A 13,032-nucleotide genomic window follows, 5' to 3' on the forward strand; every position below is an offset into this window, starting at 1 on the left:
CCGATGACCTGGCGTATAGGATCAGGTCCGCAATCTTCGCAGTTAGCGAAGGAAAACTTGCCGGGCATATCGGCTATGGATGTGATGTCGGTGGCGATTCGAAAAATGCCAAACGCGGCAGCGGCGCTAACTGCGGATGCAGTTGCGGCGATCCACCGCTCTCGCTTCAAAGCTCGACCCCCAGCGCCTCGGCGACGGTAAAGATGTCCTTGTCGCCACGCCCGGAGACGTTGACCACGAGCAGCTTGTCCTCGTCCAGCCGCGCGGTCAGTTCGGGCAGCGCGGCGAGCGCGTGCGAGCTTTCGAGCGCGGGGATGATGCCTTCGAGTTCGCAGCAGAGCTGGAACGCTTCGAGCGCCTGCTTGTCGGTGATCGGCACGTACTCGACGCGGCCGCTCTCGTGCAGCCACGAGTGCTCGGGGCCGATGCCCGGATAGTCGAGGCCCGCCGAGATCGAGTGCGCCTCGGTGATCTGGCCGTCCTCGTCCTGCAGCAGGTAGGTCTTGTTGCCGTGGAGGATGCCGGGCTTGCCGCCCTTGAGGCTGGCCGCGTGCTGGCCGCTCTCAATGCCGTGGCCCGCCGCCTCGATGCCGACCATGGCGACGTCGGCATCGTCGAGGAACGGGTGGAACAGGCCGATCGCGTTCGATCCGCCGCCGACCGCGGCCACCAGCATGTCGGGCAGGCGGCCTTCGGCCTTGAGCATCTGCGCGCGCGTCTCGGTGCCGATGACCGACTGGAAGTCGCGCACGAGCTCGGGATAGGGGTGCGGGCCGGCGGCCGTGCCGATGATGTAGAAGGTGTCGTGCACGTTGGCGACCCAGTCGCGCAGCGCCTCGTTCATCGCGTCCTTGAGCGTTTCGGCCCCCGAGGTCACCGGCTGGACCTCGGCCCCGAGCAGCTTCATGCGGAAGACGTTGGGCTTCTGCCGCTCGACGTCCTTGGCGCCCATGAAGATCGTACAGGGCAGGCCGAAGCGCGCGGCGACCGTGGCCGTGGCGACGCCGTGCTGGCCCGCGCCGGTCTCGGCGATGATCCGCGTCTTGCCCATGCGCATGGCCAGCAGGATCTGGCCGACGCAGTTGTTGATCTTGTGCGCGCCGGTGTGGTTGAGCTCCTCGCGCTTGAAGTAGATCTTCGGGCCCTTACCGGCGGGCGCCTTGCCTCGGTAATGCTCGGTGATGCGCGGCGCGTAGTAGAGCGGGCTCGGGCGGCCGACGAAATGTTCGAGCAGATCGTCGAACTCGGCGCGGAACGCCGGGTCCTTCTTCGCCGCGGTATATTCGCGTTCGAGGTCGAGGATCAGCGGCATCAGCGTCTCGGCGACGTAACGCCCGCCGAACGGGCCGAAGTGACCACTCTCGTCAGGTTGATTTCTTAGCGAATTCGCGGGGGAGGAAGGGGCGTTCATGATGCCGCGCGTTGGCAGACGGGGGCGCGGAAGTCCAGCCTTTCGGGCATTTCGGCGCCAGGAGGTCCGCGAAATATCATAACCGAAGTTCATAAGATTATGTTGCAGAACTGTCACATAACTACGTTTCTGTGACACTTATGAATGCGGAGTTCATTGCGGTGACAGGTTGCGATCCCTAGCTAGCGGGCCTCCCCTGACACGGGGATGAATGATCCCGCGGTGCGGGACCGAATGATCTAAGGAGTTGATTATGCGCAAGGTTCTTCTCTCGCTCGCCGCCGCTGGTGCGGTTGCAGCATCGCCCGCTTTCGCGGCGGCTGAACCTGGTCCCTATGTCGGCGTCGGTGTGACGCACGACAACGTGAGCGGCACGCAGGATGCCGAAGGCCTCGGCTTCAACGGCATCGGCGGCACCGTCTTCGCGGGCTACAACATCCCGCTGGGCGAAAAGGCTTTCGCCGGCGTCGAAGCCAACTTCGACCTGTCGTCGGCCAAGGTCGAAGACGCCACCTCGAGCATCAAGGCGCGCAACGCCTATGGCGCCTCGGCCCGCCTCGGCTACCGTCTGAGCGAAGGCGCTGCGCTTTACGGCCGCGTCGGCTACCAGCGTGGCAGCCTGAAGTTCAACGACGGCCTCGCCACCGAGTTCAAGAGCTCGCGTGACGGCCTGCGCCTGGGCGCCGGCCTCGAAGCGAACGTCGCGGGCAACACCGCGGTGCGCGTCGAGTACAACCACACCAACTACTACCGCGACAAGGACGTCGATCCGGTCAACACCGGCCTCGCCAACAACCAGGCGACCGTCGGCCTCGTCGTAGGCTTCTGATCGAAAGCCACCGAGGCGATCGAGGAAGGGGGCGGTCCGGCAACGGGCCGCCCTTTCTCGTTGGTCCGAAGTTTCGGCCTTCTTTGTGGCTTTGTGCCTTTGTGTGAGACCCGCTTTTCTTGCGGTCAGACCGTCCGCGCCGCGCGGCAGAAGGCCGCGATCAGATCCGCGTCCTTGACTCCCGGTGCGCTTTCGACGCCCGAGGCGGTGTCGACCAGTGGCGCGCCCGTACGCGCGACCGCTTCGGCGACGTTGGTCGGATTGAGCCCGCCGGCGAGGCCCCAGGCGAGCGGGCCTTTCCAGTTCGCCACGAGGGTCCAGTCGAAAGCCAGGCCCATGCCGCCGGGCAAGGTGCCCTTGGGGGTCTTGGCGTCGAACAGGATCAGGTCGGCGGCCGTCGCATAGGCATCGGCGCGCGCGACGTCGGCGGCGCTGGCTACCGAGATCACCTTCCAAACCGGCACGCCGAAGCGCGCGCGAACCTGCGCGGCGCGTTCGGGCGTCTCCTGGCCGTGGAGTTGGATCGCATCGAGCCGGCCGGCCGCGACCGCCTCGGTGATCGCCGCGTCGTCGGCATCGACGAAAAGCCCAACACGTGAAATCCGCGCTTCGGCGCGTTCGGCCAGAGCGGCGGCGTCACGTGGCGCGAGATAGCGCGGCGAGGGTGGGAAGAAGTTGAAGCCGACATGGTCGGCGCGCGCCTGGATCGCCGCCTCGAGCATGTCGGGCGTGGTCAGGCCGCAGATCTTGGTGGCAGTGCGCGACACGGGGGGCTTTCTCCAGCAACGGCCGGCCTTTGGCACAGCCGCGCTGGAGAAAACAGGGGCCGCGATCAGGGCGCGAGTTCGAACTGGACCGTGACGTTGACGTTGAGCGCGACTTCGCCGGCGGCGATCGGCGCCGGCGCGGCCTGGGCGCGCACCGAATCCATCCGGTACATCACCGGCGAGGGTGGGGAATAGCCGCCGCTCTCGCTGATCGAGACCAGGCGCACGACCTTGAGGCCGGAAGCGCGGGCATAGAGTTCGGCGCGCGCGCGTGCGGTTTTCACCGCTTCGGTCCGCGCTTCGTCGAGCGCGGGTTCGGGCTTGTCGAGCATGAAGCTGGGCCCGCTGACCTGGTTGGCGCCGGCCGAGACCAGCGTGTCGATCACCTTGCCGTAGTCGCCGAGCTTGCGCTGGCGGACCGAGACGCTGTTGCTGACCTGATAGCCGACGATCTCGGGCGTGCGGTTCTCGATCGAGCCGTCGGGCAGGCGGCGCGGTTCGGCATAGACCGGGTTGATCGACAGGTTGCTGGTCTGGATGTCGCGATCGGCGATGCCGGCGCGCTTGAGCGAAGCGATCACGCGGTTCATCGCGGCCGAATTGGTCGACAGCGCCTCGCCCGCGGTCTTGCCCTGAGTGGTCACGCCGGCCTGGAACAACGCGAGATCGGGTTCGCGCTCGACCTTGCCCTCGGCGCTCACGGTCAGCAGCGTGGAACCCTGTGGCAGAACCGGAACCGGGCTCACGGCCTGCTGCGCGAGGGCCGGCGCGGACACCGCCGTCGCCAGGGCCAGGCCGGCAAGAGCAGGGAGGGCAAAACGCTTCATCGACAATCTCCTTCGTGTGGGACGCGCAACGAACCACGGTCGGTCCGGTTGCGCGGCAGAATCACAAGATGGATATTGTTCAGTTTAGTTGACGGTAAGATGAACGGAGGCGTTCAGAGTGTTTCCTCGATCGCGCGCGCGGCGGCGAGCGGATCTTCGGCGCGCGTGATCGGACGGCCGATGACGAGCACCGATGCGCCGCCGTCGCGCGCCTCGCGCGGGGTCACCGCACGCTTCTGGTCGCCGAGCTTGCCATTTGCCGGGCGCAGGCCGGGGACGACGAAATAGCCGTCCTTCCACTGCTTGTGCACCGCGGCGACCTCCTGGCCCGAGCAGACGATGCCGTCGAGCCCCGCCGAATGGGCAAGGTCGGCCAGGCGCAGGACCTGGTCGTGCGCGGAGCCCGCAACGCCGGTGCGCGCGAGGTCGTTCTCGTCGAGGCTGGTGAGCATGGTCACGGCGACGACCTTGCAATGTTCACCCGCGGCAGCCTTGGCGTCTTCCATCATCGCGCGCCCGCCCGAGGCGTGGACCGTGACGATCGCCGGTTCGAGCACGTGGATCGCCTGCATGGCGCCGGCGACGGTGTTGGGAATGTCGTGCAGCTTGAGATCGAGGAAGATCGGCAGGCCCAGCTTGGCGATCTCGTGCACACCGTGGTGGCCGTGGGCGCAGAAGAATTCGAGGCCGAGCTTCAGCCCGCCGATGTGACCCGCGACCTTGCGCGCGAGCGCTTCGGCGGCATCGAGGCGGGGCAGGTCGAGGGCAAGATAGATGGGATTGCGTGACATGTCAGGTGGTGGGTTCTTCCGTCGGTTGCTGGGCGGCATCAAGCTGGGTGGAGGTGGCGACTGGCGGCTGGATGGTCGTGGCGCGCACCGAATTTTCGAGCGCGGCGACGCGGCGCTGCCAGCGCCACTTGCCGGCGCGGTGGTAGAGCCACATCGGCAGGGCGCCGAGCACGAAGAAGACCAGCGCGATCACGCCGACCGGCCACTGGAAATACACGTAGCCGCTGGCGAGCGGCCAGATGTTCACCGGCGCGCGCTCCCAATTCATCGCGATGAAGGCGACGAGGACCACGGTGGCGACGATCCAGATCAGCGTGCGGATAAGCTGCACGTCCCGTCTCCTCTTTCCCTCGGGCTGTCGTGGGATGCTAGCAAGATTGCACGGTAAGGGAAGGGTTTGCGCGGAATAGTTCCGCTCCGGGCGAACCCGGAGCAGACTGCAGGCTCACTCGCCGAAGACCCGCGCGAAGATGTGGTCCACGTCCTTGAAGTGGTAGTCGAGGTTGAACCGGTCCTCGAGTTCCTGCGCCGACAGCGCCTTGGACACTTCGGGATCGGCCTTGAGCAGTTCGAGCAGCGAGAGCTGACCGTCCGATTCCCAGACCTTCATCGCGTTCTTCTGGACGAGGCGGTATGAATCGTCGCGCGTCAGGCCAGCTTGCGTGAGCGCCAACAGCACGCGCTGCGAGTGGACCAGGCCGCCCATGCGGTCGAGGTTCTTCTGCATGCGCTCGGGATAGATCACGAGCTTGTCGATCACCCCGGTCAGGCGACCGAGCGCGAAGTCGAGCGTGATCGTCGCGTCGGGGCCGATGTAGCGCTCGACCGACGAGTGCGAGATGTCGCGCTCGTGCCAGAGCGCCACGTTCTCGAGCGCCGGGGTGACCGCCGAGCGGACGACGCGGGCGAGGCCGGTCAGATTCTCGGTCAGCACCGGGTTGCGCTTGTGCGGCATCGCCGACGAGCCCTTCTGCCCCGGCGAGAAATATTCCTCGGCCTCGAGCACTTCGGTGCGCTGGAGGTGGCGGACCTCGGTGGCGAGGCGCTCGATCGAGCTGGCGATCACGCCCAGCGTCGCGAAGAACATCGCGTGGCGATCGCGCGGGATCACCTGCGTCGAGACCGGCTCGACCGTGAGGCCCAGCTTCTCGGCGACATATTCCTCGACCACGGGATCGATGTTGGCGAAGGTCCCGACCGCGCCCGAGATGGCGCAGGTGGCGATTTCGGCGCGGGCGTTGATCAGGCGCGTCTTGCAGCGGCTGAACTCGGCGTAGGCCTCGGCCAGCTTCTTGCCGAAAGTGGTCGGCTCGGCGTGGATGCCATGGCTGCGACCGATCGTCGGCGTGTGCTTGTGCTCGTAGGCGCGGCGCTTGATTGCCGCGAGCAGCGCGTCGAGGTCTTCGAGCAGGATGTCCGAAGCCTTGGCCAATTGAACCGACAGTGTCGTGTCGAGCACGTCCGAGCTGGTCATGCCCTGGTGCATGAAGCGCGCCTCGGGACCGACCTGCTGCGCCACCCAGTCGAGGAAGGCGATGACGTCGTGCTTGGTCACGGCCTCGATCGCATCGATCGCGGCGACGTCGATCGTCGGATTGGTCGCCCACCAGTCCCACAGCGCCTTGGCGCCGCTCGGCGGCACCACGCCCAGCTCGCCCAGCTTCTGCGTGGCATGGGCCTCGATCTCGAACCAGATGCGATAGCGCGCTTCGGGCTCCCAGATCGCGGTCATCGCGGGGCGGGCGTAACGGGGGACCATGTTCGACTCCGATGTTGGGACTGGCTGATTGACCGCGGGCGCTAAGGGCGGCGTGCCCGGATGGCAAGGGGAAGCGCCGTGTCGCACCCCCTACCTCCCCCTTGATGGGGGAGGGATACGGAAGCTTACCGGCTCTGCCGGTTAGCTGGAGTTGGGTGGGGGTGAGGATTCCGGCGAGCGCCGTGTTGGCGGCACGCTCACCCCCATCCAGCTGCGCCTAGGGCGCAAGCGCCCAAGGCTTCGCATCCTTCCCCCATCGAGGGGGAAGGAGAGCTTCCGTCACCGAAACGCCGGCAGGACCTCGGTCTCGAACAGCTTTAGGCTGTTCCAGGCGGCCTGGATTGGCATGCCGCCGCAGAGCGGGTGGAACTGTGCCGCGGCAAAAGGCGCGGCCTTGAGCTGGGCGACGTAGTCCTCGGGCGTGACGACGTGATAGAAGTCGGCGCCACGCAGCGCCTCGACGTTCGGGAAGGGATCGTAAGGCGTGTCCTCTCCGGCGGCGACGCGCCAGGCGGCATAGGCGTTGGTCTCGTGCAGGAAGGCCTGGCCCATCGCCGCCCAGCCGGCATCGACGTCCTTGGCCAGCGCCGTGACCTGGGCCGAACCGCCGCCCATGCCGGGGCCGGGGTCGCCCTTGCCGAGCTTCTGCATCTCGTCGCGGTAGAATTCCCAGAACTTCTGTTCGCTCGGCACGAAGCCGTCGGCAATCCGCGCCGCGCGGCGCGCCGCGGGCTCGCTGGCACCGCCCATGATGACCTTGGGGCCGCCCGGACGGACCGGCGCGGGCGTGACGTGGACCGTGCGGCCGCGGTACTCGAAGGGTTCGCCGGCGAAGGCGGCCTTGAGCGTGTTGACGACCTCGGTCACGCGCTTCGGACGTTCCTTGATCGGCACGTCGAACATGGCGAACTCGCTCGGCGCATAGCCGCCCGCGACGATCAGGTCGACGCGGCCGTTCGTGATGTTGTCGAGCACGCAGAAGTCTTCGGCCAGGCGCAGCGGATCGTGGAACGGCGCGATCGTCGCGGCCGTCGAGAAGCGCAGGCTCTTGGTCCGCGCGGCCATGGCGGCGATGATCAGCTGCGGGCTGGGGATATAGCCGTCTTCCGAGCCGTGGTGCTCCGACACCGCGATGCTGGCGGGGATGCCCAGGCCGTCGGCCCATTCGGCGATGTCGAGCGCGGCGGCATAGCGATCGGCCATGGTCGTGCCGGCGAAGGCCGGATTGCGGAAGTCGAAACGCATGGACAGGTACATGGAAAGGCTCTCCCTCGGTGCCGGTCCCCCGCTCTACCAGGCGAAGGTCAGCTTGGTTTCCCCGGTGCTCTCGCTCGCGGACGAGAAACGCCGTTCGATGATCGTGCCCCGTCCGCCGCGGTCTACCGCGACGACCGTGGAACAGCGCGTGCCGTAGACGGCGTCGCGGATGAACACGGGCGTCTCGGGCGCCTCGCGCGGCACGTCGGACGGTTCGCGTGGCGGCAGGCCTACATCAGCCAGGTCCTCATTGCGCAGCGCTGAGAACAGTGGTCCGAAATCATCGCTGGCGCGATTGAGCCAGTCGAGCAGTGCGCTCTTGAGCTGGAGCGTCTTGGGCCAGGGCTCGTCGAGCTGGCCGTTCGACAGCCCATATATGCCGTGGGCGAGGCGGGTGCGGATGTCGTCGGGGCGGTTTGAGAGAAAATGCGCCGTGTCGCGATCGGCGAGGATCAGGTTGAACGGATTGAAGTCCTGCAAAGGCGCGGTCGCCGGATCGGCATAGGCTCCGCTGCCCGTGAGCAGGTCGGTGACGAGCGCGCCGCGCGAGGCGCGGTCGGGCTCGGGGGCCCCGTAGCCGCGCAGATTGGTGACGAGCGCGAAGCGGCCGGCGGGCGTCGCGCCGAGCCAGGTGCCGCCCGAGCGCAGGTCGCGACCGGCGAGCACGCCGTTTTGCCAGGCCGCCAGCGGCGCGGCGGGGCGCTCGTGGAATTCGTCGCGGTTGCCGATCGCGACGAACAGCCATTGGGGATGCGCCTGCCAGGCGAAGGCGGCTACGCACATGTCAGATCAGCCCCTTGGCCTTGAGCGAAACATGCCCCTCGCGGCCGATGATGACGTGGTCGTGGACGACGATGTTGAGCAGGCGCCCGGCTTCGGCGATCTGGTTGGTGATCTGGATGTCGGCGCGGCTCGGCTGGGGCGAGCCCGAGGGGTGGTTGTGGACGAGGATCAGCGCGGTCGCGCCGAGGTCGAGCGCGCGGCGGATCACCTCGCGCGGGTGGATCGCGGCCTCGTCGATCGAGCCGTCGCCGACGTGGTCGTCCTGGATCAGCATGTTCTGGTGGTTGAGATAGAGCACGCGCACGCGCTCGACCGTCAGGTGTGCCATGTCGATCGTCAGATAGTCGATCAGCGCCTGCCATGATCCCAGCACCGGCTGCTCGCGCACCGCTGTGCGGGCGAGGCGGCGCGATGCCAGCGCGACGATCTTGAGCGCGGCGGCGCTGGTCTCGCCCATGCCCGGGTGCTTGGCGAGCGCGGTGGCATCGGCGTTGAGCACGCCGGCGAGGCCGCCGAAGCGCTGAATCAGCGCGCGCGCCAGCGGCTTGACGTCGCGGCGGGGGATCGCGGTCATCAGCAGGTATTCGACGACCTCGTGATCGGCCAGCGCCTCGGCCCCGCCGTCGAGCAGCCGCTTGCGCAGCCGCGCGCGATGGCCGTCCGCGCCGTGGGCCGGAGAATCGGCCCCGCGCCGGGGTTCCCGTTCAGGAAAGAGTTCGCTCGTCTCTGCCATGGGTAGGCGATGCATTGCCTTTCCCGGCCGTGCGCGCAAGTGTGGGGCGAATGGCGCAAGCAGACGACGATCAGCCGCCCTCGGATGAGGCACCGGCGCGCCGACGGCGCTGGCCGCTCGCGCTCGCCTTGGCCGCCGGCCTGATCGTCCTGGCGCTCGCGGCGCTGTGGTTCTCGCGCGAGCGCATCGTCGGCAACGTCATCGCCGGCCAGCTCGCGACCTATGGCCTCCCCGCCACTTACAAGATCGAATCGATCGGGCCACGCCGACAGGTGCTGCGCGACGTCGTCGTCGGCGATCCGGGGCATCCCGAGCTTACCATCGAGCGCGTCGAGACCGAGATCACCGCGCGCTTCGGCGCACCGATCATCAGCAGCGTCACGCTCGTGCGGCCGCGACTCTATGGACGCTATAGCCAGGGCAAGTTGAGCTTCGGCAGCCTCGACAAGGTGCTGTTCGCGGGCAAGAGCGAGGCGCCGTTCCGCCTGCCCGACATGGCGCTGGCGCTGGTCGACGGCCGCGGGCTGGTCGAGAGCGACTACGGCCCGGTCGGGATCAAGGCCGAGGGGAAGGGCAAACTGCGCGGCGGTTTCGCCGGCACGCTCGCGGCGATCGCGCCCAAGCTTGCGGTCCAGGGCTGCGCGGCCGAGCGCGCTTCGCTTTACGGCAGCGTCAGGATCGAAGGCGAGAAGCCGCGCTTCGTCGGGCCGCTGCGGCTGGGCAAACTCACCTGCCGCGACGGGTTGACGCTGGCCGATGCTGGCCTCGAGCTCGACGCGACCGCCGACAAGCCGCTCGACGGCGTCGAGGGCCAAGCCGGTCTGCGTAGCGGGGCTCTGGCCTACGGCACTACGCGCCTGGCCGATGCCGGCGGTACGCTGCGCTTCACCTGGCGCAAGCAGGCGATGACCGCGCGCTACGACGTCAAAGGGCACGGGCTCGCGACGCCACAGGCGGCGGCGGCGGCGGTCGGCACGGCTGGGGTGCTGCGCCAGTCGGCCAGCCGGATCGAACTCGAAGGCCAGCTTTCGGGTGAGGGCCTGCGGCTCGGTCAGGATCTCGACGCGACGCTCGCCTCGGCGCAGCGCTCGGCCGCGGGCACGCTGGCGGCGCCGCTGCTCGGCCAGATGCGCGGCGCGCTGCAGCGCGAAGGGCGGGGCAGCCGCCTCGCCGCGAGCTACATCCTGCGCCGCGCCGGACCCGCGACCAACGTCGTCGTGCCGCAGGCCGAACTGCACGGCGGCAGCGGCGCGACCTTGCTGTCGGTCTCACGCTTCCAGTTGACCGCCGATGGCCGCGTGACACCGCGCTTGGCGGGCAATTTCGCCACGGGCGGTGCAGGCCTGCCGCAGGTCACCGGGCGGCTCGAGCGCCAGCCGGGCGGCCGGCTGGTCACCCGCATGACCATGGCCGAATACCGCGCTGGCGACGCGAAGATCGCGCTGCCGCGCGTGACCTTGGTACAACTCGCCAACGGCGCGCTGGGCTTCGCCGGCGAGGCGCGGCTCTCGGGCGCGCTGCCAGGTGGCCGCGCGGAGAATCTCGTCCTGCCGCTCGACGGCAACTGGCGCGCCGGGACCGGGCTCGCCGCCTGGCGTAGCTGCACGGCGGTGCGATTCGATCGGCTGGCGCTGGCCAACCTGACCTTCGAGCGCCGCGGCCTCACGCTCTGCCCGCCCGGCGGCGGCGCGATCCTCGCCGTGGGCCCGCGCGGCCTGCGGATCGCCGCGGGCGCGCCGTCGGTCGATCTCGCCGGCAAGCTCGGCGCGAGCCCGATCCGGTTGCGCTCGGGACCGATCGGCCTCGCCTATCCGGGTGTGCTTGCGGCGCAAGCGATCGACATCGAGCTGGGGCCCGCCGCGACCGCTTCGCGCTTCCGTATTGCCAACCTCGCCGCGCGGATCGGCTCGGACGTTGCCGGCAGCTTCGCCGGGGTAGACGTGCGCCTCGCTTCGGTGCCGCTCGACGTGCTCGATGCGACGGGCCAGTGGCGCTTTGCCGGCGGCCGCCTCGCGCTCACCGGCGCGAGCTTCCGGCTCGAGGACCGCCAGCTCGACGACCGCTTCCGCCCGCTCGTGACGCAGGACGGCGAACTGACCCTGGCGAACAACGTCATCGACGCCGCGGCCACTCTGCGCGAGCCGGCGAGCGCACGCGCGATCGTCCGCGCGACGATCCGCCACGATCTCAATTCGGCACGCGGCCATGCCGACCTCGCGGTCGCGGGGATCCGCTTCGACAACCAGCTCCAGCCCGACACGCTGAGCGCGCTGGCGCTAGGCGTCATCGCCAATGCCCAGGGCGACGTCCGCGGCAATGGCCGGATCGACTGGACGGCCGAACGGATCACCAGCACCGGCGCCTTCACCACCGATTCGCTCGACTTCGCCGCGGCTTTCGGCCCGGTCAAAGGCGCCTCGGGCACGATCCGCTTCACCGACCTGCTCGGCATGGTCACGGCGCCCGACCAGCAGATCTGCATCGCTTCGATCAATCCCGGCATCGAGGTGAACGACGGCGTCCTGACCTACGAGCTGCGCCCCGATCTGCTCCTTGTCGTCAAAGGCGGCGCCTGGCCGTTCCTCGACGGCACGCTGACCCTGCTGCCGGTCAACATGCGGATGGGCGTCGCCGAAGTGCGCCGCTACACCCTGATGATCGAGGGCCTCAACGCCGCGCGCTTCGTGGAGCGGATGGAACTCGCCAACCTGAGCGCCACCGGCGTGTTCGACGGTACCCTCCCGCTGGTCTTCGACGAGAACGGCGGCCGGATCGATGGCGGCCGGCTCAAGTCGCGCGAGCCCGGCGGCAACGTCTCCTACATCGGCGCGCTGACCTACAAGGACCTCTCGGCCATGGCGAATTTCGCCTTCGATGCGCTCAAGTCGCTCGACTACCGGGACATGGAGATCGGCATGAACGGTGCGCTCGAGGGCGAGATCGTCACGCGCGTGCAATTCTCCGGCATCCGTCAGGGCGGCGGCACCAAGCGCAACTTCCTCACCGACCGCATCGCCAAGCTGCCGATCCGCTTCAACGTCAACGTGCGCGCGCCGTTCTTCCAGCTCGCCTCGACCTTCCGCTCGTTCTACGACCCGGCCTATGTTCGCGATCCGCGCTCGCTGGGACTCATGGACGCCAACGGCCGGCCGATCGTCCTGCCCGTTTCACCGCCGAATGTTCAGCCTTCAGAAAGCGCTCCCAAGCCATGATCAGCCCCGGATTGACCAACCAGTTCCAGGCTGCGAGACAGCAGGCCATGCAGTCGAACGGCCAGGGAACAGGACGGTTGAGCCCGCGCGCGTGGCGAAACACGGGCGTTCTGGCGATGCTGATGGCGGCATCGATGCTTTCGGGATGTATCTCGGTCACCGCACCGGACAAGCCGATCGTCATCGAGCTCAACATCAACATCAAGCAGGAAGTCATCTACCGGCTGTCGCAGGACGCCAAGGACACTATCGAGAGCAATTCGGGGATTTTCTGATGCGTGCTTTCTCTCTCAAGTCTCTGCTGCTCGGTGCGGCGCTGCTCGGCATGACGGCGGGCGCGGCGGTCGCCGAACCGCGCGATCCGGCCTATTCCGCGGCGCGCGCGGCGGGTCAGGTGGGCGAGAAGATGGATGGCTATCTCGGCGTGATCGGCGGCGGCAGCCCGGCGTTGCGCGCCCTGGTCGACGATCTCAACATCAAGCGCCGCGCGGTCTATTCGCAGAAGGCGCAGGCGCAGCGCGCGACGGTCGAGGAATATGCCTTCACCTCGGGCTGCCTGCTGATCGGCCAGACCTCGCCGGGGGAGAAGTATCAGGCGCCCGACGGCTCCTGGCAGACCCGCGGTGGCGGCGCCCCGCAGCGCGATCCGCGCTGCCCCTGATC

13 protein-coding genes are annotated in these 13,032 nt (G+C 68.2%); 4 read left to right on the plus strand and 9 right to left on the minus strand.

What is annotated here, in order from left to right; genetic code table 11:
* Window positions 1-166: 166 nt before the first annotated feature.
* Window positions 167-1,411 (minus strand): tryptophan synthase subunit beta, encoded by a 1,245-nt coding sequence (gene trpB / locus WG901_RS17195; protein ID WP_339588315.1) that lies wholly within the window; start codon window positions 1,409-1,411, stop codon window positions 167-169.
* Between the two features lie 253 nt (window positions 1,412-1,664).
* Here trpB and WG901_RS17200 point away from each other — a divergent pair, with 253 nt between their 5' ends.
* Window positions 1,665-2,240, plus strand: coding sequence for an outer membrane protein (locus tag WG901_RS17200; RefSeq protein ID WP_339588316.1), 576 nt, complete (start codon window positions 1,665-1,667; stop codon window positions 2,238-2,240).
* Window positions 2,241-2,365: 125 nt separating this feature from the next.
* Here WG901_RS17200 and WG901_RS17205 read toward each other — a convergent pair whose 3' ends face one another.
* The 8 genes from WG901_RS17205 to radC all read right to left on the minus strand — a co-directional run bounded on the left by WG901_RS17205 (window position 2,366) and on the right by radC (window position 9,157).
* Complete coding sequence (locus WG901_RS17205; RefSeq protein ID WP_339588317.1) at window positions 2,366-3,007, minus strand: phosphoribosylanthranilate isomerase; 642 nt, start codon at window positions 3,005-3,007, stop codon at window positions 2,366-2,368.
* Window positions 3,008-3,072: 65 nt separating this feature from the next.
* On the minus strand, window positions 3,073-3,834 hold the full coding sequence (locus WG901_RS17210) for an SIMPL domain-containing protein (RefSeq protein ID WP_339588318.1): 762 nt from the start codon (window positions 3,832-3,834) through the stop codon (window positions 3,073-3,075).
* 113 nt (window positions 3,835-3,947) lie between these two features.
* Window positions 3,948-4,625: an orotidine-5'-phosphate decarboxylase gene (gene pyrF / locus WG901_RS17215; RefSeq protein WP_339588319.1), complete on the minus strand. Its 678-nt coding sequence runs from the start codon at window positions 4,623-4,625 to the stop codon at window positions 3,948-3,950.
* Window position 4,626: 1 nt separating this feature from the next.
* Window positions 4,627-4,956, minus strand: a complete 330-nt coding sequence (locus WG901_RS17220) for a LapA family protein (protein ID WP_339588320.1) — start codon at window positions 4,954-4,956, stop codon at window positions 4,627-4,629.
* A gap of 114 nt (window positions 4,957-5,070) precedes the next feature.
* The gene (purB, locus tag WG901_RS17225) at window positions 5,071-6,384 is read right to left on the minus strand and encodes an adenylosuccinate lyase (protein ID WP_339588321.1); all 1,314 of its coding nucleotides are present in this window, start codon (window positions 6,382-6,384) and stop codon (window positions 5,071-5,073) included.
* A gap of 279 nt (window positions 6,385-6,663) precedes the next feature.
* Window positions 6,664-7,641, minus strand: a complete 978-nt coding sequence (locus WG901_RS17230) for an LLM class flavin-dependent oxidoreductase (RefSeq protein WP_339588322.1) — start codon at window positions 7,639-7,641, stop codon at window positions 6,664-6,666.
* Window positions 7,642-7,674: 33 nt separating this feature from the next.
* A complete protein-coding gene (locus WG901_RS17235; protein WP_339588323.1) occupies window positions 7,675-8,424 on the minus strand; it encodes an NRDE family protein in 750 nt (249 codons plus the stop codon).
* Between the two features lies 1 nt (window position 8,425).
* A complete protein-coding gene (radC, locus tag WG901_RS17240; protein ID WP_339588324.1) occupies window positions 8,426-9,157 on the minus strand; it encodes a RadC family protein in 732 nt (243 codons plus the stop codon).
* 50 nt (window positions 9,158-9,207) lie between these two features.
* On the opposite strand from radC, the gene WG901_RS17245 reads away from it, so the two are divergent.
* From WG901_RS17245 to WG901_RS17255, 3 genes are read left to right on the plus strand one after another with little or no spacing between them, the layout of a single operon-like run.
* Window positions 9,208-12,369 carry an intermembrane phospholipid transport YdbH family protein gene (locus WG901_RS17245; RefSeq protein ID WP_339588325.1) on the plus strand — a complete coding sequence of 1,054 codons (3,162 nt, stop codon included), beginning with the start codon at window positions 9,208-9,210 and terminating at the stop codon, window positions 12,367-12,369.
* The gene (locus WG901_RS17250; RefSeq protein WP_339588326.1) at window positions 12,366-12,644 is read left to right on the plus strand and encodes a YnbE family lipoprotein; all 279 of its coding nucleotides are present in this window, start codon (window positions 12,366-12,368) and stop codon (window positions 12,642-12,644) included. The genes WG901_RS17245 and WG901_RS17250 overlap by 4 nt, the downstream gene beginning before the upstream one ends.
* On the plus strand, window positions 12,644-13,030 hold the full coding sequence (locus WG901_RS17255) for a YdbL family probable chaperone protein (RefSeq protein ID WP_417603426.1): 387 nt from the start codon (window positions 12,644-12,646) through the stop codon (window positions 13,028-13,030). The genes WG901_RS17250 and WG901_RS17255 overlap by 1 nt, the downstream gene beginning before the upstream one ends.
* Window positions 13,031-13,032 lie beyond the last annotated feature (2 nt).

The sequence above is a fragment of the Novosphingobium anseongense genome, assembly GCF_037482895.1.
Lineage (GTDB): Bacteria > Pseudomonadota > Alphaproteobacteria > Sphingomonadales > Sphingomonadaceae > Novosphingobium > Novosphingobium anseongense.

Bases quoted from the DNA above. Each gene is read 5' to 3' on its own strand.
- trpB (WP_339588315.1), bottom strand. From the start codon at position 1,411: ATGAACGCCCCTTCCTCCCCCGCGAATTCGCTAAGAAATCAACCTGAC.
- WG901_RS17200 (WP_339588316.1), top strand. From the start codon at position 1,665: ATGCGCAAGGTTCTTCTCTCGCTCGCCGCCGCTGGTGCGGTTGCAGCA.
- WG901_RS17210 (WP_339588318.1), bottom strand. From the start codon at position 3,834: ATGAAGCGTTTTGCCCTCCCTGCTCTTGCCGGCCTGGCCCTGGCGACG.
- pyrF (WP_339588319.1), bottom strand. From the start codon at position 4,625: ATGTCACGCAATCCCATCTATCTTGCCCTCGACCTGCCCCGCCTCGAT.
- purB (WP_339588321.1), bottom strand. From the start codon at position 6,384: ATGGTCCCCCGTTACGCCCGCCCCGCGATGACCGCGATCTGGGAGCCC.
- WG901_RS17230 (WP_339588322.1), bottom strand. From the start codon at position 7,641: ATGTACCTGTCCATGCGTTTCGACTTCCGCAATCCGGCCTTCGCCGGC.
- WG901_RS17235 (WP_339588323.1), bottom strand. From the start codon at position 8,424: ATGTGCGTAGCCGCCTTCGCCTGGCAGGCGCATCCCCAATGGCTGTTC.
- radC (WP_339588324.1), bottom strand. From the start codon at position 9,157: ATGGCAGAGACGAGCGAACTCTTTCCTGAACGGGAACCCCGGCGCGGG.
- WG901_RS17245 (WP_339588325.1), top strand. From the start codon at position 9,208: ATGGCGCAAGCAGACGACGATCAGCCGCCCTCGGATGAGGCACCGGCG.
- WG901_RS17250 (WP_339588326.1), top strand. From the start codon at position 12,366: ATGATCAGCCCCGGATTGACCAACCAGTTCCAGGCTGCGAGACAGCAG.
- WG901_RS17255 (WP_417603426.1), top strand. From the start codon at position 12,644: ATGCGTGCTTTCTCTCTCAAGTCTCTGCTGCTCGGTGCGGCGCTGCTC.